This window comes from Actinosynnema sp. NPDC049800 (assembly GCF_040656635.1).
Classification (GTDB): Bacteria; Actinomycetota; Actinomycetes; order Mycobacteriales; family Pseudonocardiaceae; genus Actinosynnema.
In genome coordinates this window covers 1-24,548 of sequence record NZ_JBFAMT010000029.1, presented here as the reverse complement: position 1 = coordinate 24,548, position 24,548 = coordinate 1, and the positions used below count along the sequence as shown (strand labels likewise).

Genomic DNA, 24,548 nt, shown 5'->3' with positions numbered 1-24,548 from the left:
AAGATCAAGTCTGAATCAGAAGGCTCTCCGCTACCACCTATCTTGCCGCACTCGACGTGCCCCGCGAACTCGCCCAGTACCTGGGCCGCGTGTACACAGGTTGAACTCGCGTTGACGGGTGGAACTGGCCCCGTGACGTTCCTTGATTGTCGCGCTGTGCCGGGTGGATGAGGTATGCCCAGGGTGGTGGGCTGACACCTCGCGAGGAGCGAGCGCGGGAGCGCATCCGACTCGAGGCCGGTGAGGGTTCGTCCAGGGTGAGAAGACTGCCGCGGTTGCCTCGGAGTTGCGGGTGGGTGTGCGGCAGGTGAAGAACTGGCGCCACAGTTGGCGCGAGGGCGGGATGGACGCGTTGCGCTCGGCGGGGCCGATGTCGGTGGAGCGGCTGTCCGCGGCGCAGTGAGAGCGGTTGGTGCGCGAGCTGGCCAAGGGGCCGCTGGCGTACGGCTGGAACCGGGCTCAGGGCTGGCCCCTGGGGTGGGTCAAGACCATGATCGGCCGGTTGTTCCGCGTTTGCTACACCGTGCAGGGCGGCTGTTGCGTCGGCACGGCTGGTCTTTGCAGGTCCCGCCCACCGTGCGTTGGAGCGTGACGACGGGGCGGTCGGAGTCTGGCACGAGGAGGTCTGGCCCTGGGAAAAGACTCGCTGCGGACCTGGGTGCCTTCCATCTGCTTCGAAGATGAGGCGGGCCAGGGCCGGAGGCCGCTGAGGGGACGTAGCTGGGCGCCGCGCGGGCAGACCCGGCGATCCTCCGGCGGGACGCCCGCCGATCCGGCCGCGCGCCCGTCCCGGCGGACGTTCACCGCCGAGTACAAGCTCACCCTGGTCGCCGAGTACGAGAACGCCCAGAACGGGGAGAAGGGCACGATCCTGCGCCGAGAGGGTCTGTACTCCTCGCACGTGATCGAGTGGACCCGAGCCCGTGACGCGGGCTGGCTGGGCGGTGGGCCTGCGGAATCGGCGGCCTCGGCGACACCGGCGCGCAGGACCGCCGAGCAGATCGAACTGGAGAAGCCGCGCCGCCAGAACGAGAAGCTGACCTCCGATCTGACCAAGACCCGGATGGCGCTGGACACCATGGGAAAATGCACGCGCTCTTGCGGGAACTCTCCGAGAGCGCGGACGAAGACGGGCCACCTGTGAGGTAACGGCGGCCGCGTTCGCCGAGCTACGCGCCGCCGACGTCCCGGTGACCACGTCGTACGCGTTGACGGGCAGGTCCCGGGCCACGCACTACCGGCACGCCGGGATGGCGGGCCCGGTGTACGGTCCCCGGCCGCGCCGCCGTCCGCCGTCGCACGCCCTGGACTCCGCCGAACGCGCCGGGGTGCCGGAGGTGTTGACCAGTTCGTCCTACCGGAACCTGGCGATCCCGCAGGTGTGGGCGCGCGAGCTGGACGAGGGTCGCTTCCGGTGCTCGGTGTCTGGGACGGGAGATTCTCTACCACCGGAGCGACCCAGCGAGCTCGGGCGTTCCCGACGAGGTGACGACGGCGGCGTGGCACGAGTGAGGTGCACGATTGGCCGGGCGGCTGGCGTCGGCGCTGTGGTGTGGATCGAGTTCCACGACGCACGTGGGGAACGCACGTTCGACGTTTGAGTCCGGCCCTGTCGTCGTTCATGCTGCGGTTTGTGGAGCAAATCTGGAGCAGATGGTGGAGATGAACGACGCGAGACGACATCGAACGGCAGTGAACAGCACCGGCTGACGTGCTGGTTCTCTGTTTGCGCTGGTCAGGGCAATGGCTGGACCATGCTGGCAGAGTGAGGTTCAGCTTGTTGGCTCCACTTGGCCTCGGTTGGCATGGATCGACGTTATTGGGTGCAGTTCGTACGGTTCGAGCGGCTGTGACGGATCGTCTGGCGGGACCTGGGCTGATGGGTGTGCTGAACCGCGCATCCCGAGTGTGGGTTGCTGGTCAGGTCGTGGCCTCGGGTGCAGTCGGTTCGGTGGAGCTCGTGCCGGTGCTGTTGCTCTCTTCGGCCGCCTCGATGGAGGCGTAGCGCCGCCCTTGAAGCTCCTCGCGTTCAGCGTCCGGGATCGTCATCGACTCGGCAAGCACGGCGGCGAGTGCGTTCACTTGAGTGTTGTCGATGTCGGAGTGGAAGAGCCATCGGATGTTCTCGTCGCGTGTGATTAGGTCGATCGCCGAACGTGAGCTTCTGTCCTGCGCAGTTGTCGCTCGGACGTATCGCACCTGGTCGATCGGGATGTCTTGACGGATCTCGGCTTGCTCGAGGAACGCATTCGTCTTCGCGATGACGATGCGGCGATCCGTGACGGCGACCAGTGTCTTCGCCGTGGTCTTGTCCATTGCTCCCGCCAGCTTGTCCATCGCTCCGCCGACGATCGCGGAAATGGGGTCGAGGGTTTCGAGCTGGTCGGGGAAACCGAGAACACGTAGGGCCTCGCCGTCCTCGAAGAGCCATCGCAGAATGCGGAGGTACGGCTCTGGATCCAGCGATTCGGGTGCGCAGACGACGCCGGGAGCCTCGAGCGGAGGGGCGGGTGGATGGAGCGTGTCGGCAAGAGGCTCGATCGCCTCCAGAAGCCGGGCGGCGTCTTCGCGGGCTGCCTTCACGTCCTTCCGCTTCCCCAAGAGCGGCCAGGTGTCGGGGTCGCGGAGCTCGGTGGTGATCCGCAGCTCCCGCGTCAGCGCGTCGACGAGGCTCGTCGCCTCGGCGAGAGCGGAGTCGAACTCCTTGCGGGTGTCGCGCGCGATGACCTCGGCGTACTGCGCCTCGGCGGCGTCTTCGCGCCCAGCTGCTCTCGCCCTTGCGGCACGAAGCGCGTGATACCCGGTCCATGCGTTGAGGGAGGACAGGAGGGCGTGGACGTCGAAGGCGATCGCCTCGGCGTTCGTCTGCAGATACTCGCGGTGGTTGCGTGCGTCGGCCCGACCGATCCGGCTGACGTGGTCGCGGACGTTCCCCTGGTAGAGCTCGAGCTGCTTCTGCAGCAGCGCTCCGTTGCCCGCGACGTCATCCCACAAGGACGTCGGGACCGACTCGATCTCCCGCGCCTGGCCGACCGCGCGGTCGATGGCGGCGACGAGCCCTGTCAGCTCGGCCCACTGATCCTTGCGGATGGCGGTGAGGACCTGAGTTGTCACCTCGAGGTTGGTCCTGACGAGGCCCGAGAGTTCACTCAGCATCAGCTGAAGACCGACCATGGCCAGCGCCGGCCCGAGCGAGGCCGCGATCCGCGCCTTGCTCACCGCATTCACGGAGTAGAAGCGGGCCTGACCCACGATGCGGCCGCGGACCATCACCGCTCCGAGGTTCCCGCCGTCCTTGACGGCGAGCGTCGCGCCGCTGTTGAGCAGGGTCTGCGTCGCGGCGCCGATCTTGTAGAGCCCTTGCACGCCGGCGAACGCGTTCCCGAGACTGCCGACCACGGTCGCCGCGTTCCCGATCGAGGCGAGGATCGCTGAGATCTGCTTGCGGTCGGCAGCCGGCACGATGCCGAAGTCGATCAGATCGGGCTTCAGCTCCGGCGGGACCTCACCGGCGACGATGGCCACCCCTGGGAGCACCTCCACCAGGACCGTCGACGTCGTCGTCGAGTCGATGTCCGAGTCGGACGTCGGATCGTCCACCACAGGTAAGTCGGTGGTACCGCTCCGGTCGCTCTCCTCAGGCTCCGCGATCTCCGTCGACTCCGAAGGGTCCTGCATGCGATCTCCTCCCGCAGGTGCGCGCAACGGCCGGACCTCGTCGGCGTTGACTGGCGAAGTCTAGGGCTCAAATCCTGAGGGTTGGTGGTGTCGGGGCGTTGGCGGATCTTGCCGGGCGTGGCGCCGGATACCGCTGAGGTGGGCAACGGCGTGATTCGTCGCAGGACCGGAACGACCGTGCGGTCAGACCGTCAGGCCTCGAAGATCGTTGTACGGTGCCACGCGAAGTAGGGTGCCGATGAGGGTCTGTAGGCAGTGCAGGGGCGGCCTCTCAGGTGGGTGAGACGGTCGTGCATGCTGCCTTGCGGAACTCCGTCCGGTGGTCGTGTCCGGACGAGTCCGTTGTCGTCGACGGTGATCCAGCCGGATTCGTAGAGCGCGTCGCAGCCGAACGTGCAGGCGAGCATCGCTACGTTGTCGAGGTCACGGCGTTCGTCATCGGTGCACGAGGCCCGCTTCTTGATGTGGGCGGCGACGAGGAAGTCCAGTGGGAACAGCTCGCCGCAGAGGGCGCACCGCGCGGAGGTCCGGTGATTGGCGAGCAGGCTGCGCAACCGCCTCTGTTCCAGCCTGATCTTCACCTGGGCAACCGAGTCGAGCGGGCCGTTGTGGTGATCGCCAGTGGTGTCGTCGACTGACAGCTCGTCGAGCACCACCACCACGGGTTCACCGGTGAACCGCGCACCGGGTAGAACCGCCAGCGCAGCACCCACGAACGAACTTCGGTGCCCCAACTCGTCGGGGGCAACCCGCACGGATCCCCGGGCGGCGAGCAGGTCCAACCCCTTCTGCACGGCGCTCATCGGTACGGGTCGTCCCTCGGGCGAGCGTTCCGTTTTCACGACGACGTCGTCACCCCGCACGTGCAGGATGGTGTTCGACTTGCCGGACGCGGTCCGGAGCTGGATCCCGATGAGGTCTCTGAGCAGGTCGGCGGCCTTCGGCAAGCCCAGCAGAGGACCGCTTCGAGAGGCCGGACCATCCAATGGACCAAGGGCGACATCGGGACGCCCCTCGTGTGTTCTGTTCGTCGATGCCGCAGGAAAACCGGCTCGCTCGCCGTCGTCAGGGCTTCGCGACGAGTTCTCGGCCACGACACCGTCGGCTCGTGTTTCCGCCGGGCCGGCACCGGTGTCGTCCAGGCCGGTCAGTCTCAGCGCTTCGGCCGTCGGGCTGTCGCGGAAGAACCGGTGGAGCAACGCCTGGACGACAGCGTCGCGGGCATCCACGTCGGTAGCGAGCAGGTCGTAGACCTCCTGGGGAAGCCCACCCCGCGGGTTGCGCTCGTTCAACCACTTCAGCGGAGCCGAACCGTGCGCACGCGGGATTTCCTCGAGTACCTCGGGCAGTTCCCACCACGGCGTCTTGGCCAACGCTACGAACGGGTACTGCGGCGTCGGGCGACTCCCCTCGCGTCCGAGAGCGGTGAGCAGTGGCCGCAACTCTTCGTGCGTCTCGACCCAACGCGTCAACCGCGGCAGCCCTCGAGCCGCTCTGCCGATCGCCCACAACAACAATATTCCTTGATGCCGCACCGGTCGCACGGACGCGCCGGCTGGAGCTAATCGCTCAACCATCGCCACCAGTTCGCCACCTGTCACCACTCGTGCACCTCCGACCTCCAGTGACGGCAGCATAGGAAAAGGAAGGTCGTTCTGGACAGGCGTCGTGATCGTGAACAGCGCTCGCGGTCCGTGTTGTTGCGTCGACCGGACCGAGCACGGCCTGCCCTGTGCCGCTGTTATGGCGGATTGGCGGTCGCCGGTTGGTGGGTGTGGGGTCAGGGTTGGGCCGGTGGGAGGGTGCGCAGGGTGGTTCCGGTTCGGTGGGAGAGGTTGATTTCCAGGGTGGCCAGGGTGATCACGGCGAGTGGTGAGCCGAAGGTGAAGAGCAGGGCCAGTGGGCCGGGGATGCGGGGTTCGAGGGTGCCGGCGGCGAGCAGGTAGGTGTGGTAGCCGAGGATGCCGAGGCTGTAGACGATCGAGCACACGGCGGGCAGGAGGGGGTGGCCGTCGGCGGCGTTGAACCAGTAGCGGTAGCTCCAGTAGGCGGTCCAGAGGATTGCCGGCATGACGTACAGCAGCAGCGCCAGGATGATGGCGAGGGTGACGATGGTGGTCATCGCGCTGCCCGGAGTGGATTTGTAGTTGCCCAGGATGAAGTCGAACGCGAGGCCGGCGGCCAAGCACGCCAGCAGGGTGAGCGCGGGGCGGCGCATGGCCCGCACGAGGCGCGGTCGGTCGGGTGCGGCGGTGGTGATGAGCAGGATGACGATGCCGATCACCAGGGCCGGCATGGCCATCGCGGCGTTGACCATCACGTTGCCCAGTGAGCCCATGACGGCGTCGTAGCCGGTCTGCTCGTAGGCGATCAGGACCGCGAAGGTGATCACGAGACCGCCCGCCGTCCGAGCCTGTTCCAGGCGCGTGATCCGAGGATCGCCCGTGCCGTACCGGAAGTGCGGGGTCAGCAACTCCTTGATGTGCCGTAACAGGAAGGCGACTGACGCCAGGTATGCGTGCACCGTGGCCTCTTTCTGTCGATGCCGGCCGTGTGCGGGACGGCTCTTCGTGAACGGGTGGCCGGGCCTGCCGCCGACCGTGGGCCGATCGTGCGGCAGGACCCGGCCTGTCTCCGGCGTGGATCACGCCTGAACGCGCTGGAACGGCAGGCACCCTAGTGCGTCACTGATGCACAGCGTCAACTACGGCGACGTGCCCCGGCGGTGGTCAGGTCGGACGTGGTGGGCTCGTCCCGGTCAGCGCCGAGGGCTTGCTTCCGGGCCGGACCAGGGCACGTAGCGGGCGGTCCTGGTCGACGAGGGGGTGATCATGGTTTGGCCGGGTTCGGCGAAGTGGCCCAGTCGGACGTGGGTCACCGACAGCCCGCCGCCCACGCCGCGGACTTGTTTGAAGCCTTGGGCGCTGACGTTCTGCGACGAGGCCATCGTGGTGGTGCCGCCGTGCCACTTGCCGTCGCTGCGGCGGGTCGAGAGGAACACCCGCACGGTGGTGCCCAGCGGCATCCGACTGGCGTCGAGGTACACGTAGTGGTGGGCGTGCACATATCCGCCGCACCGGTAGAGCTCGGATTTCACGTGCAGGTAATAGGTGTACTTGCCGACTATGTTGGCGTCACGTTCGGTTTCGGCCACGGCGATCGGGGTCCCGCCGCACCTGTCGGCGGACGCGTCGGCGGGACTCACCCCCAGGATCGTGAGCGCTGTGGCCGCTATCGCGGTCAGGGCCGCCGTTCGCAACCGGGTGACACGTCGGACTCGCATCCGTCCTCAACTCCTCCTGAGTCGCTTCCACGGGCCGTGCGCGACCAGTCGACACGGCATCGGGCCTGGTCGGAAACGACTCACACGCGACTCGCGCCCCTGAGGACCCCTCACGTGCCCGCGGGAGCACAATGGCGGAGTGACCGGCGGCGGCGACCACGCGGAGCAGGAATTCTGGGACGAGTTCGACCGCGCGTTCCGGCGTGCGGGCAGTCCGTCCTTCAAGCGCATCTCGAAAGACGCGCTTGAGAAGTACGACGTCGAGGTCTCCGAATCCAGTGTCAGGGAATGGGTCAGCAATCGGCGGCTGCCCAGGGCGCCTGACAAGCTCCTGGTGGTGATGCGTGTGCTCGGCGCGGAACGCCAATGCGACTGGGTGGGCCTGCTCGACCGCGCGAATACCGCCAGGCGGTTATCCGGTCGGTCTGCGAGTGCGATGCCGGACGTGGACGGGGACGCGCAGGCGGAGACCGGCGCGTTGCGGCAAGAGACGACGGGTACTGCGGCGACGACGAGTGCGGCCGCGGCAGGGTCGGTGCTGTCCCGTGGCAGGCGTATCGGTGGATGGCTCACGGGCGGTGCGGCGGTCGCCGCGGTGATCACGTTGGTGGTCGTTTTCGCCTTGTCCGGGGAACAGGGCGGGTCGACCACCGCCGGCACCGGGTCGGGTGCCGAGCGTGGTGCGAGCACCGGGCCGACGAAGAACGCGGAGGACGGTGTGCCGTGCCGTCCGCCCGCTTCGTCCAGCTTCCTCGCGCCGTCCGCCTCGGCATCCCCGCGACCCACGGCCTATGCCCCCGGCGGCGCGGGCCGTGCGGAACTGGTCGTGGACCAACGCCAAGTCGTGCTGACCGACGACCTCGGCGACGGCTGCTCGGTCATCCTCACCGTCCGCGCCGATGGGGCCGAGGCCGGGACCTGGCCCAACTCCGCGGGTCGGACCGGGAAGATCAAGAACGGAACGCCGATACCGCCCAAGACGATCGACCTGCCCTGGCTGGACACCGCGCGGCGGGTCGACTTCCGGGTCTGCGTAGGCGAGGTGGTCGATCGCAAGCCCGTCTTCCGGGAGGACGACTGCGGTCCCTGGGTCACTCAGAACCTGTAGCCGGACTCCTCGGCGCTCGGGCGGGATCGAACGACGTGGGGTGGCCGTGGGATGCGGCAATACGAGGACGCGCGAGAGGTGTGCGGGTTAACGTGCGGCTGTGATCTTTCTTCGGGTCGTTCGCGCCTTGCTCGTCTTTCTCGGCATCGGCACCGCGGCGTTGGGAATCATCCTGATCGCGGTCGACGCCCGGGTCACGGGTGGTCCGATCACGGCGTCGTGGAGCTGCAAGCCCGAGGGCAGCGGGACGTCCGGGCGCATGACCTGCAGGACCGATTCGGCCACGTACAGCGGGCCGGGCGGGCTGGTCGACACCCTCAGCTACCTCGGGCTCACGATCGGCGGTGTCGCGTTGATCGGGGCGGCCGTTGCGATCGGGCAGTTCGACCGGACCCGGATCACGGCCGCGCCCGCTTCGGGTCCGATGGGTCCGCCGTCCGGCCCGCCGCTGCCCCCGCCGCCCGGGCACGGTCCGCAGGCAGTGCCGGGACGTGGGCAGACCGGCGCCTGGTGACGGCTCGGGGGTAAGTGCTGAGCAGGTCCCTTGTCGCCGGACGCCGGCAGTGTGGTGAGCGACAAGGGCTTGTTGGGATGACGTCCGGTACGGGGTTCGTCCTCGACGCCGCGGTCCCGTGATTGTCCACTTTTTGGCCAGTACGGCCCTGACTGCCCACTTTTTTGTCTGTTTTTCGGGCTCGGCTGCTGCATATCATCTGCCGCGTGTCCGGCTACAAGTTCGATTTCTTCATCAGCTACGCCCGTCGTGGAACCGTCCAGCAGTGGCTGTTGAACCACTTCCTCCGAAAGCTGTCGGATTGTCTGGCCGACCAGTTCGCGCCGACGCCGAGGATCTACGTCGACCGGGAAATGCCGCGTGCGGTGCACTGGCCGTCCGATCTGCGGCACGCCCTGCGGCACAGCAAGATCATGATCCAGTTGCTGAACCCGCAGTACTTCGCCTCACCGTGGTGCCTGGCCGAGTGGCACAACATGTTGGAGAGGGAGCGGATGCTGGGCCTGGCCAGCCTGGAGAAACCTCAAGGGCTGATCTACCCCATTCTCTACTCGGACTCGGACAACTTCCCGCCCGAGGGTAAGCACCGAGGTTGGGTAAGTTTCAAGGAATTCGCGTATCCCGACCCGGCGTACCAGCAGACCATCGAATTCGTGCGGTTCCACCACGAGGTGAACAAGCTGGCTGAGGACCTCGTGGCGCTGGTCCAGCAGGTGCCCCCCTGGCAACCCGACTGGCCGGACGTGGACCCACCCGACCCCGTGCTCGCCCCGACACCTCCTCTGCCGAGGTTCTGATGGCCACAGGGACCGTCATCACCTTCTACTCCTACAAGGGCGGCGTCGGGCGGAGCTTCACGCTGGCCAACATCGCCGTGCTGCTGGCCCGGTGGGGCTACCGCGTGCTCGCCGTCGACTGGGACCTCGAAGCACCCGGCCTGCACCACTACTTCAAGCCGGTGATGGCCGAGCAACCCGTGGGCGGCGTCATTGACCTCGCCCACGACTTCCTCGCCGGAGCGGAGGGCCCGCGACCGCACGCCGTGCGGCTCGACGTCGAAGGCAGCACGCTCGCGCTGCTGGCCGCGGGCCGTGAAGACGACTCGTACACGGACCGGATGCAGCGCATCGACTGGGAAGAGCTCTACCGGCGGGGGTTCGCCGAGTTCCTGGAGCGCTGTCGGGCGGAGTGGACCGAGGACTACGACTTCGTGCTGATCGACAGCCGGACCGGCGTCTCGGACATCGCGGGCATCTGCACGGCGCACCTGCCCGACCGGCTGGCTGTTCTGTTCACCGCCAACGAGCAGAACCTCAAGGACATCGTGGACGTCGTGCGCCGCGCCGACAGCGCGCGCGACCGCATGCCCTACGACCGGCCCCGGCACCTCGTCCTCCCGATCCTGTCCCGGCTGGACGATTCGGTGGAGTACGAGCGGGCCGAGCTGTGGCGGCGCAAGTGCGCCGAAGTCGTCGGGCCCTTGTTCCGCAACTGGCTGGTCAAGAACGTGGCGGAAGACCAGATGTTGCGGCACCTCACGTTGCCGTACATCCCGTTCTGGAGCTTCGGCGAGCAGTTGTCGGTGCTGCAGGAGCGCCCGCCGGCGGCGGGGCAGGTCTCGTTCGCGCTGGAGACGGTGGCGGCGGTGATCGCGCAGCAGTTCGACCGCACCGATGTCCTCGCCGACAACCGGGACGCGTACGTGGCGTCGGCGCGCGACCGGCGCCAGGACTTCAACCTGGACTTGTTGGTGTCCAGCCCGCGGTCGGCGTTGCACGTCGCGGACCGGTTGGTGGAGGAGTTGCGCGGCTTCGGCGTGCGGGTCGAGCGGTCGTCGTCCGGTGATCTGGAGATCCTGGACAGGACCAGCGAGCTGGCCGAGCACCTGTGCCTGGTGGTGGACCAGGGGTTGAGCCGGTGGCAGGTCACCGAGGTGGAGCGGTTCCTGCGGCACACCATCGGCCCGGACGGTGGTCAGCGGCGGCTGTTCTGCGTGCTGACCGACGGCACCGACCCCCGCAACCTGCCCGGCTTCCTGCGCAACCTGCGTCACCTCCAGTTCGGGCCGGGCGTGGCGCGGGACCTCCACGACATGATCACCGGCACGTCCGCCGGTGACCTCGACCCGGACCGCGACGCCCTGCGGAACGCGGCGGCCGCGCTGCGCGCCGTGCCGGACCGGCTGCCGTCCGTCGGCCGGTTGTCGCTGGTCGAGGAGACCGTGCACGGCATGGCGACCGCGCTCGACAACGGCGACTTGGCGGCGTTGCGGGACTTCTCGGTCGACCTCGGCGTGCTGTCCAAGTCGCACGCGGACGACGGCCGGTTCATCGCCTCCCAAGGCCTGCTGACCGACATCAACACCCTCCTGGACCGGATCGACCGCCGGATCGACGCGTCCACCGACTGAAAGGCGAAACCATGCCCGAGAAGTTCGGGAACGACGAACGAGCAGCGCTCATCGTGCTCATGCTGGAGAGCCGGGACGTGCCCAACGTGGAGCTCGACCGGGAACTCAAGGTGAGGCTGGGCAAGGACGGCCGCGAGAGGTTGAACGACATCGGCCTCCTCCAGTCGTGGAAGGAGAAGAACCGGATCTGGCACCGGATCACCGACGAGGGGATCTCCTGGTGCATGGACGACTTGGCCTCGGGCGAGCCGCCGTCCAGGTCGGGTCCGCTGTCGCGGGCGCAATTCTCGGTGTTGCGGCGCTTCATCCGCTACCACCAGCGGCGGAACACCCTGGCGGAGGTGATCCGCTCCGGTGCGGACCTGGAGTCGGTGATCCGCGCCGCCTACCTGGCGCTGTCGGTCAAGCCGCAGGACTGGGTGCGGTTGGCGAAGTTGCGCCCCAAGCTCAACGGCGCGGACAAGGACGAGGTCGACGCGGTCCTGCTGGAGATGGTGAAGACCGGCACGGTGCACCTGGCCCCGGACTCCAACCGCAAGGTGCTGACCGACGCCGACCACGCGGCCGCGGTCCGGGTCGCCGGCGAGGACAACCACCTGGTGGCGATCGAGGAATCATGACCGAGCAACAGCGCAAGGCACTGGCCGCTCTCCGCTTCAACTCCGCCGAGACGCCCGACGACGTCTGGGAAACGTCGCCGTCGCACGTGGACGGCCTGCACGCCAGGGCGGAGACGCGGATCCTGGCCGGTATCGCAGATGCGAGGGCCAGCACCGGCCCCAGTCCCATCGGCCTCGTGCTCCAAGGGCGCAAGGGGGTCGGCAAGACCCACCTGCTCGGCTCGGTGCGCCGCATGGTGCAGCGCGAAGGAGGCTACTTCTTCCTGGTCGAGCTGACCACGGGTCAGGAGTTCTGGAACGACGTCGCCGAGGCGATGCGCAGCGAGCTGCGCCGGAGCACGGATGACGGTGAACTGCAGCTCACGGTGCTGCTGCGGCAGCTGTGCCAGGCAGCGAAGGTGCCGGCGGCGGTGGCGGCGGCGGTCAGGGGCGAGACGACGCTGACCCCGCAGGACCTGACTGCCTTCCTCGTCCACCTGCGCGGGGTGAACGCCCGGATCGCGGTCGAGTGCGCGGACACCATCCGGGCACTCGCGCTTTACGCGTCCGAGCACGCCGACATCGGCTTGGCCTACCTGCAAGGCGTGGTGGAGGCGGGCGGCGAGTGGGGTTTGCCACCCCGGTCGAAGCCGGCGCAGACCCTGGTGCGGGACATCTCGCGGGTCCTGGCGCTGACCGGCCCGTGCGTGATCGCCGTCGACCAACTGGACACCCTGGTCAACCTCGATCAGGGAGTGATCGGCGAGAAGGTGAAGAACCCGGAGCTGAAGGGGGAACTCGCTCTCATCGCCGACGGGTTGATGAAGCTCCGGGAGAAGACCAGGCGGACGCTGTCGATAGTGGCGTGCCTGCCCAACACCTGGAAGATGCTGCACGACATCGCGAGCGACACGGTCACCGACCGGTTCACCGAGATTCCGTTCCTCGGCTCGATCGTGGACCCGGTGATCGGTCGGGCGCTGGTGGAGAAGTGGCTCGGGGTGGTCTACCGGCGCATCGAGTTCACCCCGCCGCACCCGACCTGGCCGGTGTCCCCGGACGCGTTCGGGGTGCAATGGGCGGTCACCCTGACCCCTCGCGTGCTGCTCAAGCGCATCCACGCGCACGCCGAGGCGTGCCTGCACGGCGAAGTCCGGGAGCTGACGTCCTTCGACGAGAAGCCTGACGAGCCGCGTCCCCGGGAGGAGGTCGGGCTGGAGCCGGAGCACTTCGAGGAGTTCGACACCCGGTTCGAGCGGTTGCGGGAGAAGGCGGAGGTTTCGGTAGGTGAGTTGAAGCAGCACAACGAGGACGACGTGATGCCGGCGTTGTTGCTGGCCGGGCTCAAGTCGTGGATCAACGAGGTCGGCAACGACGACATGGTGTGGCAGGCCGAGCAACTCCACGGTGGCAGCGACCTGCACGCCCGGTTGCTCCGCACGCTGGACGAGGACCTGGACACGGACGAGCGCTGGGGGTTCCGCCTCATCGCCAGCGCGCACGGCCGGTCCGTGCTGAACCGGATGCGGAAGGTTCGGGATGCGGCGCGCGTCGGCGCCCAGAACCGGCACCTGGTGCTGCTCCGCAACGGGCCTGACGGGTGGAAGGGGGCGAAGACGCGGACCGAGCTCGCCGAGGTGGAGCAGGCCGGTGGTCGGTGGGTCGAGATCTCCGACGACGACCTGCGCACGTTCAGCGCGCTCAAGGAGATGCTGGCCGCGCAGACGCACCAGTTGCTGGCGTGGCTGGTGGCGCGCAAGCCCGCCAGCCGGACGACGTTCCTGCGGGAGGTCCTGCCCGGGTCGGACCGGTCCGCGGCAGGGCACCAGGAGACGCGGCCCCCGCCGGCGCGGGCGCAGCCGCCGTCGCCGACGGAGATCGTGCTCGGCGTGGACGGTGAGGTTCGGATCGAGCTGGAGTCGTTGCGCAAGCACGCCATCGTGTTCGCGGGGTCGGGTAGCGGCAAGACCGTGTTGTTGCGGCGGATCGTCGAGGAGTGCGCCCTGCGGGGGGTGTCGGCGATCGTGCTCGACCCCAACAACGACCTGGCACGGCTGGGTGACGCGTGGCCGGAGGCGCCCGGTGACTGGTTGCCGGGTGACGCGGACACCGCCGCCGAGTACCTCGCGAACACCGAGGTGGTGGTGTGGACGCCGGGACGCGCCGGTGGCCGGCCGCTGAGCTTCCACCCGCTGCCGGACTTCACCGAGGTGCGCGGGGACGTCGACGAGTTCGCGGCCTCGATCGAGGCGGCGCTGGCCCGCCTCGTGCCGCACGCCAAGGTCGGCGGCGACTCGAAGTCCGCCGCCCGCAGCCGGGCGGTGCTGAAGGAGGCGCTGACGCACTACGCCCGCACGGACGGGCGCGACCTGTCGGCGTTCATCGACGTGCTGGACGACCTGCCGGAAGGGGTGAGCAAGCTCAGCACCGGCCGCGCGACGGCGGCGGACCTGGCGGAGACGCTGCGGGCCGCGATGGTCAACGACCCGTTGCTCGGCGGTGCGGGCGAACCGACGGACCCGGCGGTGCTGCTCACCCCGACGCCGGGCAAGAGGGCGCGGATCTCGGTGATCAGCTTCATCGGGTTGCCGTCGGAGGAGCAGCGGCAGGGGTTCGTCAGCCAGCTCCAGCTGGAGGTGTTCGCCTGGATGAAGCGCAACCCGGCGGTGGACCGGCCGCTCGGCGGCCTGGTCGTGATGGACGAGGCGCAGACCATCGCGCCGTCCGTCGGGCAGGCGGCGAGCACGCGGACCACGATCCTGCTGGCCTCGCAGGCCCGCAAGTACGGGTTGGGCCTGCTGCTCGCCACCCAGGCGCCGAAGGGCGTGCACAACCAGGTGGTCGGCAACGCGACGACGCAGTTCTTCGGCAGGCTGCAGAGCCCGGCGCAGATCGCCGCGGCGAACGACATGGCCAGGGCCAAGGGCAGTTCGGTCGGCGACATCTCGCGCTTGGAACGCGGTCAGTTCTACGCCACGGGCGAGACGTTCGGGTTCCGCCGGATGCGGGCGCCGCTGTGCCTGAGCCACCACCCGTCGAGCCCGCTGCGGTTGGAAGAGGTGCTCGACCGGGCGCGGGACGACCAGGGCTGACCCCGGGTACGACGAGACGCGCTCCCCGCCCGTGACGGGTGGGGAGCGCGTCCGGTCGCACGGTCAGCCGACGGTGGCGGCGAGCACCGCGTCGATCCGCTGCCAGAGCGCGGTGAACAGCTCCTCCCGCCGGTAGGCGCGGGCCGTGCCGCTGCCGCCGAGCACCGAGAAGTCGTGCACCTCCAGCACGGCCGCGCCCACGCCGGTGTCGTAGACCGGACGCGCCCAGCCGTTGGTGAGGGCGGCGGCGCCGTCCTGCTTGCCGACCACGAAGTTCACCGTCTCGTCGCCGCCGATCCCGCCGCGCTGGATGTCGAGCGCGTACACGGTGTCGCCCGCCCGTTCGACGCGCACGGCGATCCGCGTCTCGCCGACGTGCGCGGTGCCGACGAACCCGCGCCGCTCCAGCCTCGGCAGCGCCGCGGCGAACTGCGCGCCCAGGTACCGCAGCGTCGCGTCCTGCTCGGTGTAGCGGCTGAAGGTGGCGGGCACGACCGGCTCCGCCGGCTCCTCCTGCACCGGGGCGACGGCCTTGACCCTGGTGACCACCTCGGTGACCGGCGCGCGTTCCCGACCGACCGCCTCCGCCGTCTCGATCCGGGCGACCAACGCCTCGGTGAGCTGGTCCGGGGCCGTGCCGCGCACGTAGGCGACGTGCGGGTGCAGCAGGTCCGGCGGCACGGGCACGCCGCCGAGCAGCACCGGCAGCACGTGCTCGTCACCGGCCTTGACCGCGCGCAGCGCGGCCGTGGTGAAGTCGTCGACCTCCGAGACGAACGGGACGAAGAACCGCACCCGCGCGTCCGGCAGGTCGCCGCCCTCCTTGTGCGCCCACCACTCGTGGGTCTGCTCGGGCCCGTGCAGCACGGTCAGCCCGCGCTGCTTGAACGCTTCGACCACCTCCTCGACCGCGGAGCGCTCCTCCTCGGCGAACGACACGGCGACGTCGTACTCGCTCACGACCGAACCTCCCTGTTCACGCCGGCGTGGTGGCCGGCCGTCCTGATCTGCCGGCACAGCATCGGCACCGCCTGTCGACCGGAAGTGGACGAGGAGTGGATGCGCCGCCGTTGCCCGTTGCCCGGCCGCCGGGAAACGGGCAACACCTGGTCACCCCCACTGCGTCGGTGAATCATTGTCGGTGAGGGCGGAAGACTTCGGATAAACGCCCGGATCGCATTCACCGAATTCTCGTGGAGGATTTGCCATGTCCAAGAACGTGTCCTTTTTCGTGACCAAGGCCGGTGTGGCGCTGGCCGGTCTGTGCGCCGTCGTCGCCGTGTTCGCGTCGGGCGGCGGCGCCTCGGCCTCGTCGTTCGACGAGTGCCCGCCGCCCACCACGGTCACCGTCGGCCCCGACGGCAACCCGTGGCACGGCTGACCGGACCGCAAATGTGCGCCCGGCTGTTCGCGGGTATTTCGCGGACGGCCGGGCGATTGCGCCGGACCAGGAGCAGTGGTGTACTCGGGATCAAGCCGGATCAGGAGGCTCGGGTGAGCGGATCATTTGGTGAATTACTGCGTGAATCCCGTGAGGCCGCGGGGCTGTCGATAGGGCAGTTGGCCAAGCGCGTGCACTACAGCAAGGGTTATCTCAGCAAGATCGAGAACGACCTGAAGCCGCCGCACGAGACGATCGCGCGGCTGTGCGACGGCGTGCTGGACGCGGGCGGCGCGCTCATCGAGGCGGCCCGCTCGGCGCGTGAGCGGCTCGCCGACGCCGGGCTCGCGCTCGACCGCCGCCACGTGCTGGTCGCGGGCACGGGCACGGTGCTCGGGATGGCGCTCAGGGGCGGGCCCCGACCGGTGCCGGACGAACGCGTGGTCGTCGGGATGCGGACCTCGTTCGAGCACCTGCGCTCCCTCGGCATGCAGACGAGCCCGGTGGTGATCCTCGAACCGCTGGTCGCCCTGGTGCGCACGGTGCACGCGCTCGCGCACGAGAACCCCCAGCCGATCAGGACGCGGCTGCTGCTGCTCGCCGCGCGGATCGCCGAGTACACGGGCTGGATGAACCAGGAAGCGGGCGACGAGCAGGGCGCGCTGTCGTGGACGCGGCACGCGTCGGAACTGGCGCGGGCGGGCGGCGACCGGGAGATCGTGAGCTACGCGCTCGTCCGGGAGGCCGGGCTCGCGCTCTACCGGCAGGACGCGACGAGCACCATCGACCTGGCCCGCCAGGCGCAACGCGTGGACCAGGCGAGCCTGCGGACCCTCGGCCTGGCCTCCCGGCGGGAAGCGCAGGGGCACGCCCTGGCGGGCGACAAGGGCTCCTTCGACCGGGCGCTGGACCGTGCCGCCCACCTGCTCGGCGCGTCCACCTCCGAGACCCGCGACTACCCCGTGCTCGGCTCGACCGCGCCCGACCCGGCGGAACTGGCCAGGGGGTGGTCGTTGTGCGACCTCGGGCGGACGGTCGAGTCGGCCGCCGTGCTGGACCGGGAGCTGGCCGGGTTGCCGCCCGCCGCCCGCCGCTCACGGGCCCGGTTCGGCGCCCGCCGCTCGCTCGCCCACGCGCTCGCGGGCGAGATCGACCAGAGCTGCGTGACGCTGACCGGCACGCTGGACGACGCGGCGCAGGTCGACTCGGCGACCGTGCGGACGGACCTGCGGGAACTGGCCAGGACCCTCGCCCGCTGGCGCAACCACGGCGCGGTCAAAGAGGTCTACCCCGAGCTGCGGCGCGTGTTGCAGCAGCGGTACTGACCGGTGCGCCCGGCGGGTCCCCGCGACCCGCCGGGCACGGTCACGAGATCAGCGGCACGCACAGGTCAGGGCCTCGTGCTCCGCCCTGACCTCGGCCGCTTCGGGTTGGTCGAGCGCGACGAACCCGGCCTCGGCCGCGTCCCAGTGCCCGGCGGCGGTGGTGTGCTGCCCCAGCGCGTGCAACGCCCGCGCGACGCCGCGGTGGGCGTGCGCCTCGTGGCCGCGGTGACCGGTGCCGGCCGCCAGGTCCAGCGCCGCCTTGTAGGAGCGCAACGCCTCCGACCGGTCACCGCCGTCCCAGGCGGTCGCGGCGCGGTCGAGGAAGAGGCGCGTGCGCAGGTCGGCGTCGGACACCCCGGCTGCCTTCTCCCTGGCCCGGTCCTGGTACCGCGCGGCCTCGGCCGGCCGGCCCTGCGACCGGTGGACGTTGCCGGTGTAGTTCAGCGCGTAGGCCGCCAGGCAGTCGTCGCCGAGCCGCTCGGCCAGGCCGTACGCCTCCAGATGGGACTGCAACGCCTCGTCCGCCAGGCCGAGCCGCTGCTGCACCGAGCCGAGGTTGTTCAACGCGTGCGCCAGTCCGTGCACGTGGTCGACCTCGCGCAGCATCGGCACCGCGGCCAGGTGCCGGCCCAACGCGCGGTCGAGGTCGCCGCGCTCCTCGTCGCACGTGCCGAGCATGCTCAACGCGTGCGCCTGCCCGCGCACGTCACCGCACCGCTCGTACTTCTGCAGCGCGGCCTCGAAGTGCTCGATCGCGTCGTCGTGCCTGCCGAGTTCCATCAGGGGGATGCCGATCGCGCACAACGTGACCGCCTCGCCGAGCACCTCGCCGAGCCACCGCCACTCCGCCAACGCACGAGTGGCCAGGTCGAGCGCTTCCTCGAGCCGCCCGAGCCGGTCGTAGGCGGTGGCCAGCCGGAGCTGCACGTGCGCCCGGCCGTAGTGCTCGTCGGGCTCGGCGGACACGACCCCGTGCGCCAGTTCCATCGTCGCGACCCAGTCCTCGAACCGGTTCGTGGTGTTGAAGTGGCGCCAGATCAGCACCGCCAGCCGCCACGCGTGGCCGGGCAGGTCGTGATCGGCGGCGTAGCGGATGGCGGCTACCAGGTTGTCCAGCTCGGCGGCGATCCACGCGGTCGCGTCGGCCTTGTCCCCGAACGCCGGCACGACCCGGCTGGTGCGGTGCACGCCGGGCAGTTGCGCCCGGTCGAACGGGTTGGCGGCGCCGACCGCGCCCGCCAGACCGACCAGGTAGAAGTCGAGCAGCCGCAGGAGGGCGTCCGCGTGCTCGGTCGGCGTGGTCGGCGGCGGCTCCGCCGCGGCGAACTCCTTGAGCGGGTCGAGCATCCGGTACCGCTCCGGCGCGACCTCTTCCACCAGGCAGACCTCGTGCAGGTCGTCGAGCACCGCGCGGACGCCGGCGACCTCGCGGCCCGCGAGCGCCGCCGCACCCGTCACGTCGAGGTCCGGTCCCGGCAGGTGGCCGAGCAGCCGGAACAGCTCCCGCTGCGGCGAGCCGAGCTGCAGGTACGACACGCGCACCGCGGCGCCGTCCGCGCCGTCGCCGTCCGCGGGCCACGGGCCGCTCTCCTCCAACTGCCGCAACAGGTGCTCCAACGGCCAACCGTCGTGCCGGCGGAACAGCGCCGCGGCCACCCGGATGTGCACCGGCATGTAACCGCACCGCTTGACCACACCAGCCACTTCGGCCGACCGCCCACGCAGGCGAAGCGGGCCGGTCAGCGTGCGGAACAGCGCGAACGCGTCCTCGGGCGGCAGCTCCAGCAGCCGCAGGTGCGCGCCGGTGTCCGGCTCGCCGACCCGCCTGCTGGTCACGATCGCGAAGCAGCCCGCCTCCTCGGGCAGCAGCGACCGCACCTGTTCCGGTGAGTGCGCGTTGTCCAGCACCACCAACGTCCGCGTGCCGTACAGCTCCGTCTGGTACAGCGTGAACTTCCGGTTCACCGACGCCGGGATCAGCTCGGGCGGCACGCCCAGCTCGCCCAGGAGCTGGTCCAGAGCGTCCGACACCGTCGTCGGGGACACGTTCGGCGTGTAGCCGTTGAGCCGCACCAGCAGCTGCCCGTCCGGGAACCGGTGCCGCAGCCGGTGCGCCGCCTCCACCGCCAAGCCGGTCTTGCCCACGCCCGGCGCGCCGCTCACCCAGACCGCGCGCCGCTCGCCCGGTGTCGCGGCCACCGCCTCGACCGACTCCAGTTCCGCGTCACGTCCGGTGAACCCGCCCTCCCGCGACGGCAGCGAGCTGGTCGGCTCGCCGCGTTCGGCGCGGGCGGCGAGCTTGCGCAGCTGCGGCCCCGGCTCCCAGCCCTGCTCGGCCAGCGCGGCCTCGGCGGCGTGGAAGACCCGGCCCGCCTCCGTCCGGTCGCCGTTCGCGATCAACGCCCGCATGAGCAGCCCGGCGTGCTTCTGCCGGGCCGGGTCGGTGCGCACCACCGGCCGCAGCCGGTCCCGCGCCGACCGGTGGTCGCCCGCGTCCAGCTCCAGCTCGGCCAGGTCGCCGACCGCGTCGTAGTAGCTGTCGTCCGGTGACATCAGCTCGGTGCCGCCGACCCGGTCGTGGTCGATGTCCTCCAGGAACCGGCCCCGCCACAGGTCGACGGCGGCGCGTAACAGCGCGATCGCCCGGCGCGGGTCGTCGGCGCGCGCTGCCTCCGCCTCCGTGCGCAACCGGTCGAACCGAAGGGTGTCGAGCTGGTCGTCGTCGACCCGCAGCAGGTAGCCGGTCGGCGTGGTCTCGATCAACGCGTCCTTGCCCTGGAACGCCTTGCGCAGCTTGTTGATGTAGCCGCGCACGAGGTTGCGGCGGTCGAGGTTGCCGCCCCACACGATCTCGGTCAACTTCTCGGTGGACACCGGCCTGTTCGCGTGCAGCAGGAGCACCACGAGCACGAACCGCTGCTGCTGGTCGCCCAACGGCAGCCGAGCACTCCCGTGCCACGCCTCCAACGGACCGAGCATCCGAAATTCCACGCTGCCTCCTGCGTTCGCGAGCCGATGTCTACGACGGATGTCGCACGAGTGGCCGAATGTGTGTCGGAATCCGCCTTGGGTCCACCGCCGGTAGACAAACACCCGCCACGCTCCGGCCTGTCCGCAAAAGGTGTGGGATGGAGGAGCCGCATGGGATCCGATGTGCTGCCGTGCTACGTGGTGTGCGACGTGTCGCTCTCGATGACCGACCACCTCGACGAGGTGAACGCCGGCCTGCGCGAGTTCCGCGGCGCCGTGCACGCCGACCCGGCGGCCGCCGCGCGGATCAGGGTCTGCGTGGTCGGGTTCGCGGCCGCGTCCACCGTGCTGCAACCGCTGCGACCGGCGGCGGAGCTCACCGGGCTGAGCGCGGCGAGACCTCGGACGGGATCCAACTTCGGCCCCGCGTTCGCCCTGCTGCGCGAGACGATCGCGCACGACGTCCGCACCTTGAAGGCGCGCCACGCCCGGGTGCACCGCCCGGTCGTCTTCTTCACCTCCGACGGACGGCCGACCGACCCGGCGACCTGGCCCGCGGCGTTCGCCGCGCTGGCGGACCCCGCCTGGCCGCCGCGCCCGACCGTGATCGCCTTCGGCCTGGGCGCGGTCGACCGCGGCACGCTCGACCGCATCGGCACGTTCCGCGTCTTCCTCGGCCAGGACGGCATCCGCCTCGGCACCGCGCTGTCGGTGTCGGTGACCGGGACGGCGCGGCGGCCCGACCGCGTCTAGGCCATCCACGATGTGTCCACGTCCGGTCCACTGGCCGGCCGCACGCTGCACGGCGGAACGCGGTGGAGATCGACGGGGGTGAGGCGATGAACGCGTACGCGGACCTGGTCCGGGAGCTGAAGTCGCTCCGCAAGGGTCGCGGCGTGCTGGCGGGCAGGATCGGGGACCGGGTGGGACCGACCCTGCGCGCGACCTGCGGGGTGACCGAGGGGGACGCGCCGGGCGCGATCCGCCAGAAGGTGTCCGACCGGCTCTCCGAGCTGGCCGGGCGGCTGCCGGCGGACCTGCGCCTGGCCACGCTGGCGGCGTTCGCCATCGACGCCGAGGCCCGGCTGCCCCTCTACCAGGACCGGGTGTACTGGGCGGCGGTCAGGATGGACCGCGACCCGCGCACGGTCCGCCGCCGGGTCGACGAGGCCATCAGCCACCTGGCCGAACTGGCCGCCGACGCGCCGCGTCCCCGGCGGGACGCGCCGACGGGCGGTTGGCGCACCGCCGAGCTGCACGCCGTGCTGACCCTGGACCGGCCGCGTCCCGAGGTGATCGAGAGGCACCGGGTCGTCGCCGACCGGGACGGCCTGCGCGAGCTGGCGCTGACGCCCCCGTTGCCCCTGGACCGGCCCGACCTCGACGTGCGGGTGCTGTACGGCGGCACGCTGGTGGAGCGCTCCACCCTGGCCCTGCCGGCGCGGGTGGACGGTGGCGACTCGCACGACTTCGCGATCCGCTTGCGCCCGCCGACCGCGCACGCGCTGCGGTCGTACTTCCTGTACGTCCCGCAGCACCCGGTGGACCTGCTCGACCTGAGGGTCCGCTTCGGCGGCGCACCGACCCCGCCGCGCGTGCGGGTGCTGGACGGCGCTCACCGGCACGACGGCGCGGACCCGGCCGACGAGGGCCACCGACACCCGGTGGACCGGGCCGGCGAGATCCACCTGAGGTTCCGCCACCTCACCCCGGGCTTGGCCTACGGAGTGCGTTGGGAGGCGTCGGGCGAGTAGAACGGCCGCGCGGGCACGGCCGACTCGGCGAGGTGGAGCCGTCCGGTCTGCCAGGGACTTCGGCTCGGACGCGGGCGAGTTCGCGCCCGCTCGGGGGTTAGGCTCCGCCGCGAGATCGGGTGATGAGGGGAAACGGGTATGGCGAGACGCGTCGTGGTGCCGTTGGCGGCGCTCCTGCTGTCGGTGGTGGTGGTTCCACCGGCCGTTGCCGAGGCTGATCCGGTGGCGTCCGCCTACACCCCGGTGACGCCCGTGCGCGTGTTGGACACCCGCACGGGTGGCGGGATCGTCGGCGCGGGGCAGAGCGTGGTGCTCGACCTGTCCTCGCGGACACCGGCCGACGCCACGGCCGTGGTGCTGAACGTGACCGCGACCGAGCCGACCTCGAACACGTACGTGACGGTGTGGCCCGCGGACGGCACGCGCCCCACCGCGTCCAACCTCAACCTCGTCCCCGGTGAGACCCGCCCCAACCTGGTCACGGTGAAGTTGGGCCCGACCCGTCGGGTGAACCTGTTCAACGCCGCCGGCACGGTGCACCTGCTGGCCGACCTGTCCGGCTACTACGCCACGAACGCCGTCTCGCGGTACCAGCCGTTGCCGGCCGCGCGGGTGCTGGACACCCGCGCCGGCACCGGCGTCGGCACGCCGAACGCGGACGGCTCGCTCCCGTTGGACCTCACCGGCGTCATCCCGGCCGAGGCGAGCGCCGTGACGTTCAACCTGACCGCCACCAACGTCACCGCCGACACCTACGTCACCGCGTGGCCGCACGGCGAGCCGCGGCCCACCGCGTCGAACCTCAACCTCGTGCCGGGCGACACGCGGGCCAACCTGGTGACCGTCGCGCTGGGGGACGACCGGACCGTGGACCTCTACACGCGGCAGGGCACGGTCGACCTGATCGCCGACCTCGCCGGGTTCTACGTGCCGGGAGAGGGCCTCGGGTTCTACCCGGTGGACCCGGTCCGGGTCGGTGACACGCGTTCCTCGGCGCCGGCCCGGCCGGACGACCCGAAGTCCCTGTGGCTCGGCTGGACCGGGTCCGTCCCCGACGACGCGACCGCGGTCCTGCTCAACGTGACGGCGACCGAGGCGTCCACGGCCACCTACGTCAGCGCGGGTCCGGGGGGTGCCGGCCCCGCCAGGTCGTCGACGCTCAACGTCACGCCCGCCGCCACGGTGCCGAACCTGGCGGCCGTGATGTTGGGCATGACCGGCGTGGTCGTGCTGCGGCCGGGCGCCGGCAGCGTGCACCTGGTCGTCGACATGGCCGGGTACTTCGCCCCCGTGCCGACCACCTGCGCGAGCGGTTGCGTGTACGCATGGGGCCAGAACAACGACGGGATGCTCGGCTCGGGCGGTGGCACGGGCTCCAACGCCTACTACGGCGACAACACCCCTCGGCTGGTGTCCGGCCTGGACGGTGTGCGCGCCGTCGCGGGCCGCTACGCGCTGCGGGCGGACGGCACGGTGTGGGCCTGGGGCGCGAACGACTTCGGCGCACTCGGCGCCGGCTGGCACGTGGACGGCGGGTTCGCGCCGGTGCCGGTCCGGGTCAGGGGGCTGACCGACGTCACCGCGATCGCGTCGGCGTGGAGCACCGGCTACGCCTTGCGCGCCGACGGCACCGTCTGGGGCTGGGGCATGAACTACTCCGACGAGCTCGGACCCGGCACGTCACCCGAGCGCCTCAGCGACGTGCCGGTCCGCATCGAGGGCGTCGACGACGTGGTCGCCATCGCCGCGTCCAGCGGCACCGCGTACGCGGTGCGGTCGGACCGCACGGTGTGGTCCTGGGGGTCCAACTCCTCCGGTGAACTCGGCGTCGGCACGACGGGCGCCGGCTCGTCGACGCCGGTCCGGGTGGTCGGTCTGACCGACGTCACCGAGTTCGTCGCGGGTGGCGACACCCGGTACGCGTTGCGCGCGGACGGGACCGTGTGGACCTGGGGAGGCAACGCGGAGGGGCAGCTCGGCAACGGCACGTCGTCCGGGCAGACCGGCACCCCGACCCCGGTGCCGGGACTGGGCGGCGTCGTGTCGGTGGCGGCGTCGAGCCGGACCGGCTACGCCGTGCAGACCGACCGGACGGTCGTCGCCTGGGGTGCGCACACCCACGGCGAGGCCGGTGTCGGTGGTGCGGGGCGGGACGTCAGGAAGCCGACGCCGGTCGTCGGCCTGACCCGGGTCGCGGAGGTCGTCGGCGCGGGCGGCAACGGGTACGCGGTGCTGGACGACGGCAGCGTGTGGGGCTGGGGCGTGAACGTCTGGTACCAGCTGGGTGACCGGGACGGCGGCACCGTCTTCACGCCGCAGCGCATCCCGGGCCTCCCGCCGGGGGGGGGGGGGGGGGCGGCCCCCCCCCCCCCCCCCCCCCCACCCCCCAAAGGAAAACAAAACAAAAAAAAAAAAAAAACAAAAACAAAAAAAA

General features: G+C 70.5%; 17 protein-coding genes and 1 pseudogene. 12 read left to right on the top strand and 6 right to left on the bottom strand.

Annotation, left to right across the window (positions count from 1 at the left end; genetic code table 11):
• Window positions 1-167 precede the first annotated feature (167 nt).
• Window positions 168-742 (top strand): annotated as a pseudogene (locus AB0I91_RS27610) (winged helix-turn-helix domain-containing protein); the annotation flags it as partial.
• A 1,178-nt stretch (window positions 743-1,920) separates the two neighbouring features.
• Here AB0I91_RS27610 and AB0I91_RS27605 read toward each other — a convergent pair.
• The 4 genes from AB0I91_RS27605 to AB0I91_RS27590 all read right to left on the bottom strand — a co-directional run bounded on the left by AB0I91_RS27605 (window position 1,921) and on the right by AB0I91_RS27590 (window position 6,883).
• Window positions 1,921-3,678: a hypothetical protein gene (locus tag AB0I91_RS27605; protein ID WP_499639524.1), complete on the bottom strand. Its 1,758-nt coding sequence runs from the start codon at window positions 3,676-3,678 to the stop codon at window positions 1,921-1,923.
• A gap of 191 nt (window positions 3,679-3,869) precedes the next feature.
• Window positions 3,870-5,255, bottom strand: a complete 1,386-nt coding sequence (locus AB0I91_RS27600) for a phosphorothioated DNA-binding restriction endonuclease family protein (protein ID WP_499639591.1) — start codon at window positions 5,253-5,255, stop codon at window positions 3,870-3,872.
• Between the two features lie 203 nt (window positions 5,256-5,458).
• Window positions 5,459-6,202, bottom strand: a complete 744-nt coding sequence (locus tag AB0I91_RS27595) for a hypothetical protein (RefSeq protein ID WP_499639522.1) — start codon at window positions 6,200-6,202, stop codon at window positions 5,459-5,461.
• A gap of 234 nt (window positions 6,203-6,436) precedes the next feature.
• Complete coding sequence (locus AB0I91_RS27590; RefSeq protein WP_499614032.1) at window positions 6,437-6,883, bottom strand: hypothetical protein; 447 nt, start codon at window positions 6,881-6,883, stop codon at window positions 6,437-6,439.
• 217 nt (window positions 6,884-7,100) lie between these two features.
• Between AB0I91_RS27590 and AB0I91_RS27585 the strand changes: the two genes are divergently transcribed.
• The 6 genes from AB0I91_RS27585 to AB0I91_RS27560 all read left to right on the top strand — a co-directional run bounded on the left by AB0I91_RS27585 (window position 7,101) and on the right by AB0I91_RS27560 (window position 14,684).
• Window positions 7,101-8,069, top strand: coding sequence for a hypothetical protein (locus AB0I91_RS27585; RefSeq protein WP_499639520.1), 969 nt, complete (start codon window positions 7,101-7,103; stop codon window positions 8,067-8,069).
• Between the two features lie 100 nt (window positions 8,070-8,169).
• Window positions 8,170-8,583, top strand: coding sequence for a hypothetical protein (locus AB0I91_RS27580; RefSeq protein ID WP_499639518.1), 414 nt, complete (start codon window positions 8,170-8,172; stop codon window positions 8,581-8,583).
• Between the two features lie 206 nt (window positions 8,584-8,789).
• The gene (locus AB0I91_RS27575; RefSeq protein WP_499614039.1) at window positions 8,790-9,380 is read left to right on the top strand and encodes a TIR domain-containing protein; all 591 of its coding nucleotides are present in this window, start codon (window positions 8,790-8,792) and stop codon (window positions 9,378-9,380) included.
• Complete coding sequence (locus AB0I91_RS27570; RefSeq protein ID WP_499639516.1) at window positions 9,380-10,993, top strand: tyrosine-protein kinase family protein; 1,614 nt, start codon at window positions 9,380-9,382, stop codon at window positions 10,991-10,993. The genes AB0I91_RS27575 and AB0I91_RS27570 overlap by 1 nt, the downstream gene beginning before the upstream one ends.
• A gap of 11 nt (window positions 10,994-11,004) precedes the next feature.
• Window positions 11,005-11,613, top strand: a complete 609-nt coding sequence (locus tag AB0I91_RS27565) for a hypothetical protein (RefSeq protein ID WP_499639514.1) — start codon at window positions 11,005-11,007, stop codon at window positions 11,611-11,613.
• A complete protein-coding gene (locus AB0I91_RS27560; protein ID WP_499639512.1) occupies window positions 11,610-14,684 on the top strand; it encodes an ATP-binding protein in 3,075 nt (1,024 codons plus the stop codon). Before AB0I91_RS27565 ends, AB0I91_RS27560 begins: the two co-directional genes overlap by 4 nt.
• Before the next feature lie 63 nt (window positions 14,685-14,747).
• Here AB0I91_RS27560 and AB0I91_RS27555 read toward each other — a convergent pair whose 3' ends face one another.
• Window positions 14,748-15,644 (bottom strand): hypothetical protein, encoded by an 897-nt coding sequence (locus AB0I91_RS27555; protein WP_499614051.1) that lies wholly within the window; start codon window positions 15,642-15,644, stop codon window positions 14,748-14,750.
• Window positions 15,645-15,891: 247 nt separating this feature from the next.
• Between AB0I91_RS27555 and AB0I91_RS27550 the strand changes: the two genes are divergently transcribed.
• A complete protein-coding gene (locus tag AB0I91_RS27550; protein WP_498785497.1) occupies window positions 15,892-16,065 on the top strand; it encodes a hypothetical protein in 174 nt (57 codons plus the stop codon).
• Window positions 16,066-16,178: 113 nt separating this feature from the next.
• Complete coding sequence (locus AB0I91_RS27545; RefSeq protein WP_498785495.1) at window positions 16,179-17,390, top strand: helix-turn-helix domain-containing protein; 1,212 nt, start codon at window positions 16,179-16,181, stop codon at window positions 17,388-17,390.
• A gap of 48 nt (window positions 17,391-17,438) precedes the next feature.
• Here the strand turns inward: AB0I91_RS27545 and AB0I91_RS27540 are convergent, their stop codons facing one another.
• On the bottom strand, window positions 17,439-20,381 hold the full coding sequence (locus AB0I91_RS27540) for an AfsR/SARP family transcriptional regulator (RefSeq protein WP_499614056.1): 2,943 nt from the start codon (window positions 20,379-20,381) through the stop codon (window positions 17,439-17,441).
• Between the two features lie 150 nt (window positions 20,382-20,531).
• Here AB0I91_RS27540 and AB0I91_RS27535 point away from each other — a divergent pair, with 150 nt between their 5' ends.
• The 3 genes from AB0I91_RS27535 to AB0I91_RS27525 all read left to right on the top strand — a co-directional run.
• Window positions 20,532-21,113, top strand: a complete 582-nt coding sequence (locus AB0I91_RS27535) for a vWA domain-containing protein (protein ID WP_498785491.1) — start codon at window positions 20,532-20,534, stop codon at window positions 21,111-21,113.
• A gap of 86 nt (window positions 21,114-21,199) precedes the next feature.
• Window positions 21,200-22,114 (top strand): hypothetical protein, encoded by a 915-nt coding sequence (locus AB0I91_RS27530; protein WP_499639510.1) that lies wholly within the window; start codon window positions 21,200-21,202, stop codon window positions 22,112-22,114.
• A gap of 138 nt (window positions 22,115-22,252) precedes the next feature.
• The coding region (locus AB0I91_RS27525) for an RCC1 domain-containing protein (RefSeq protein ID WP_499639508.1) at window positions 22,253-24,548 on the top strand (2,296 nt) is incomplete at its 3' end.

What these genes read in the sequence shown, in the direction of transcription:
- AB0I91_RS27605 (WP_499639524.1), bottom strand. Translation starts at nt 3,678, where the DNA reads ATGCAGGACCCTTCGGAGTCGACGGAGATCGCGGAGCCTGAGGAGAGC.
- AB0I91_RS27600 (WP_499639591.1), bottom strand. Translation starts at nt 5,255, where the DNA reads ATGGTTGAGCGATTAGCTCCAGCCGGCGCGTCCGTGCGACCGGTGCGG.
- AB0I91_RS27570 (WP_499639516.1), top strand. Translation starts at nt 9,380, where the DNA reads ATGGCCACAGGGACCGTCATCACCTTCTACTCCTACAAGGGCGGCGTC.
- AB0I91_RS27565 (WP_499639514.1), top strand. Translation starts at nt 11,005, where the DNA reads ATGCCCGAGAAGTTCGGGAACGACGAACGAGCAGCGCTCATCGTGCTC.
- AB0I91_RS27560 (WP_499639512.1), top strand. Translation starts at nt 11,610, where the DNA reads ATGACCGAGCAACAGCGCAAGGCACTGGCCGCTCTCCGCTTCAACTCC.
- AB0I91_RS27550 (WP_498785497.1), top strand. Translation starts at nt 15,892, where the DNA reads ATGTCCAAGAACGTGTCCTTTTTCGTGACCAAGGCCGGTGTGGCGCTG.
- AB0I91_RS27535 (WP_498785491.1), top strand. Translation starts at nt 20,532, where the DNA reads ATGGGATCCGATGTGCTGCCGTGCTACGTGGTGTGCGACGTGTCGCTC.
- AB0I91_RS27530 (WP_499639510.1), top strand. Translation starts at nt 21,200, where the DNA reads ATGAACGCGTACGCGGACCTGGTCCGGGAGCTGAAGTCGCTCCGCAAG.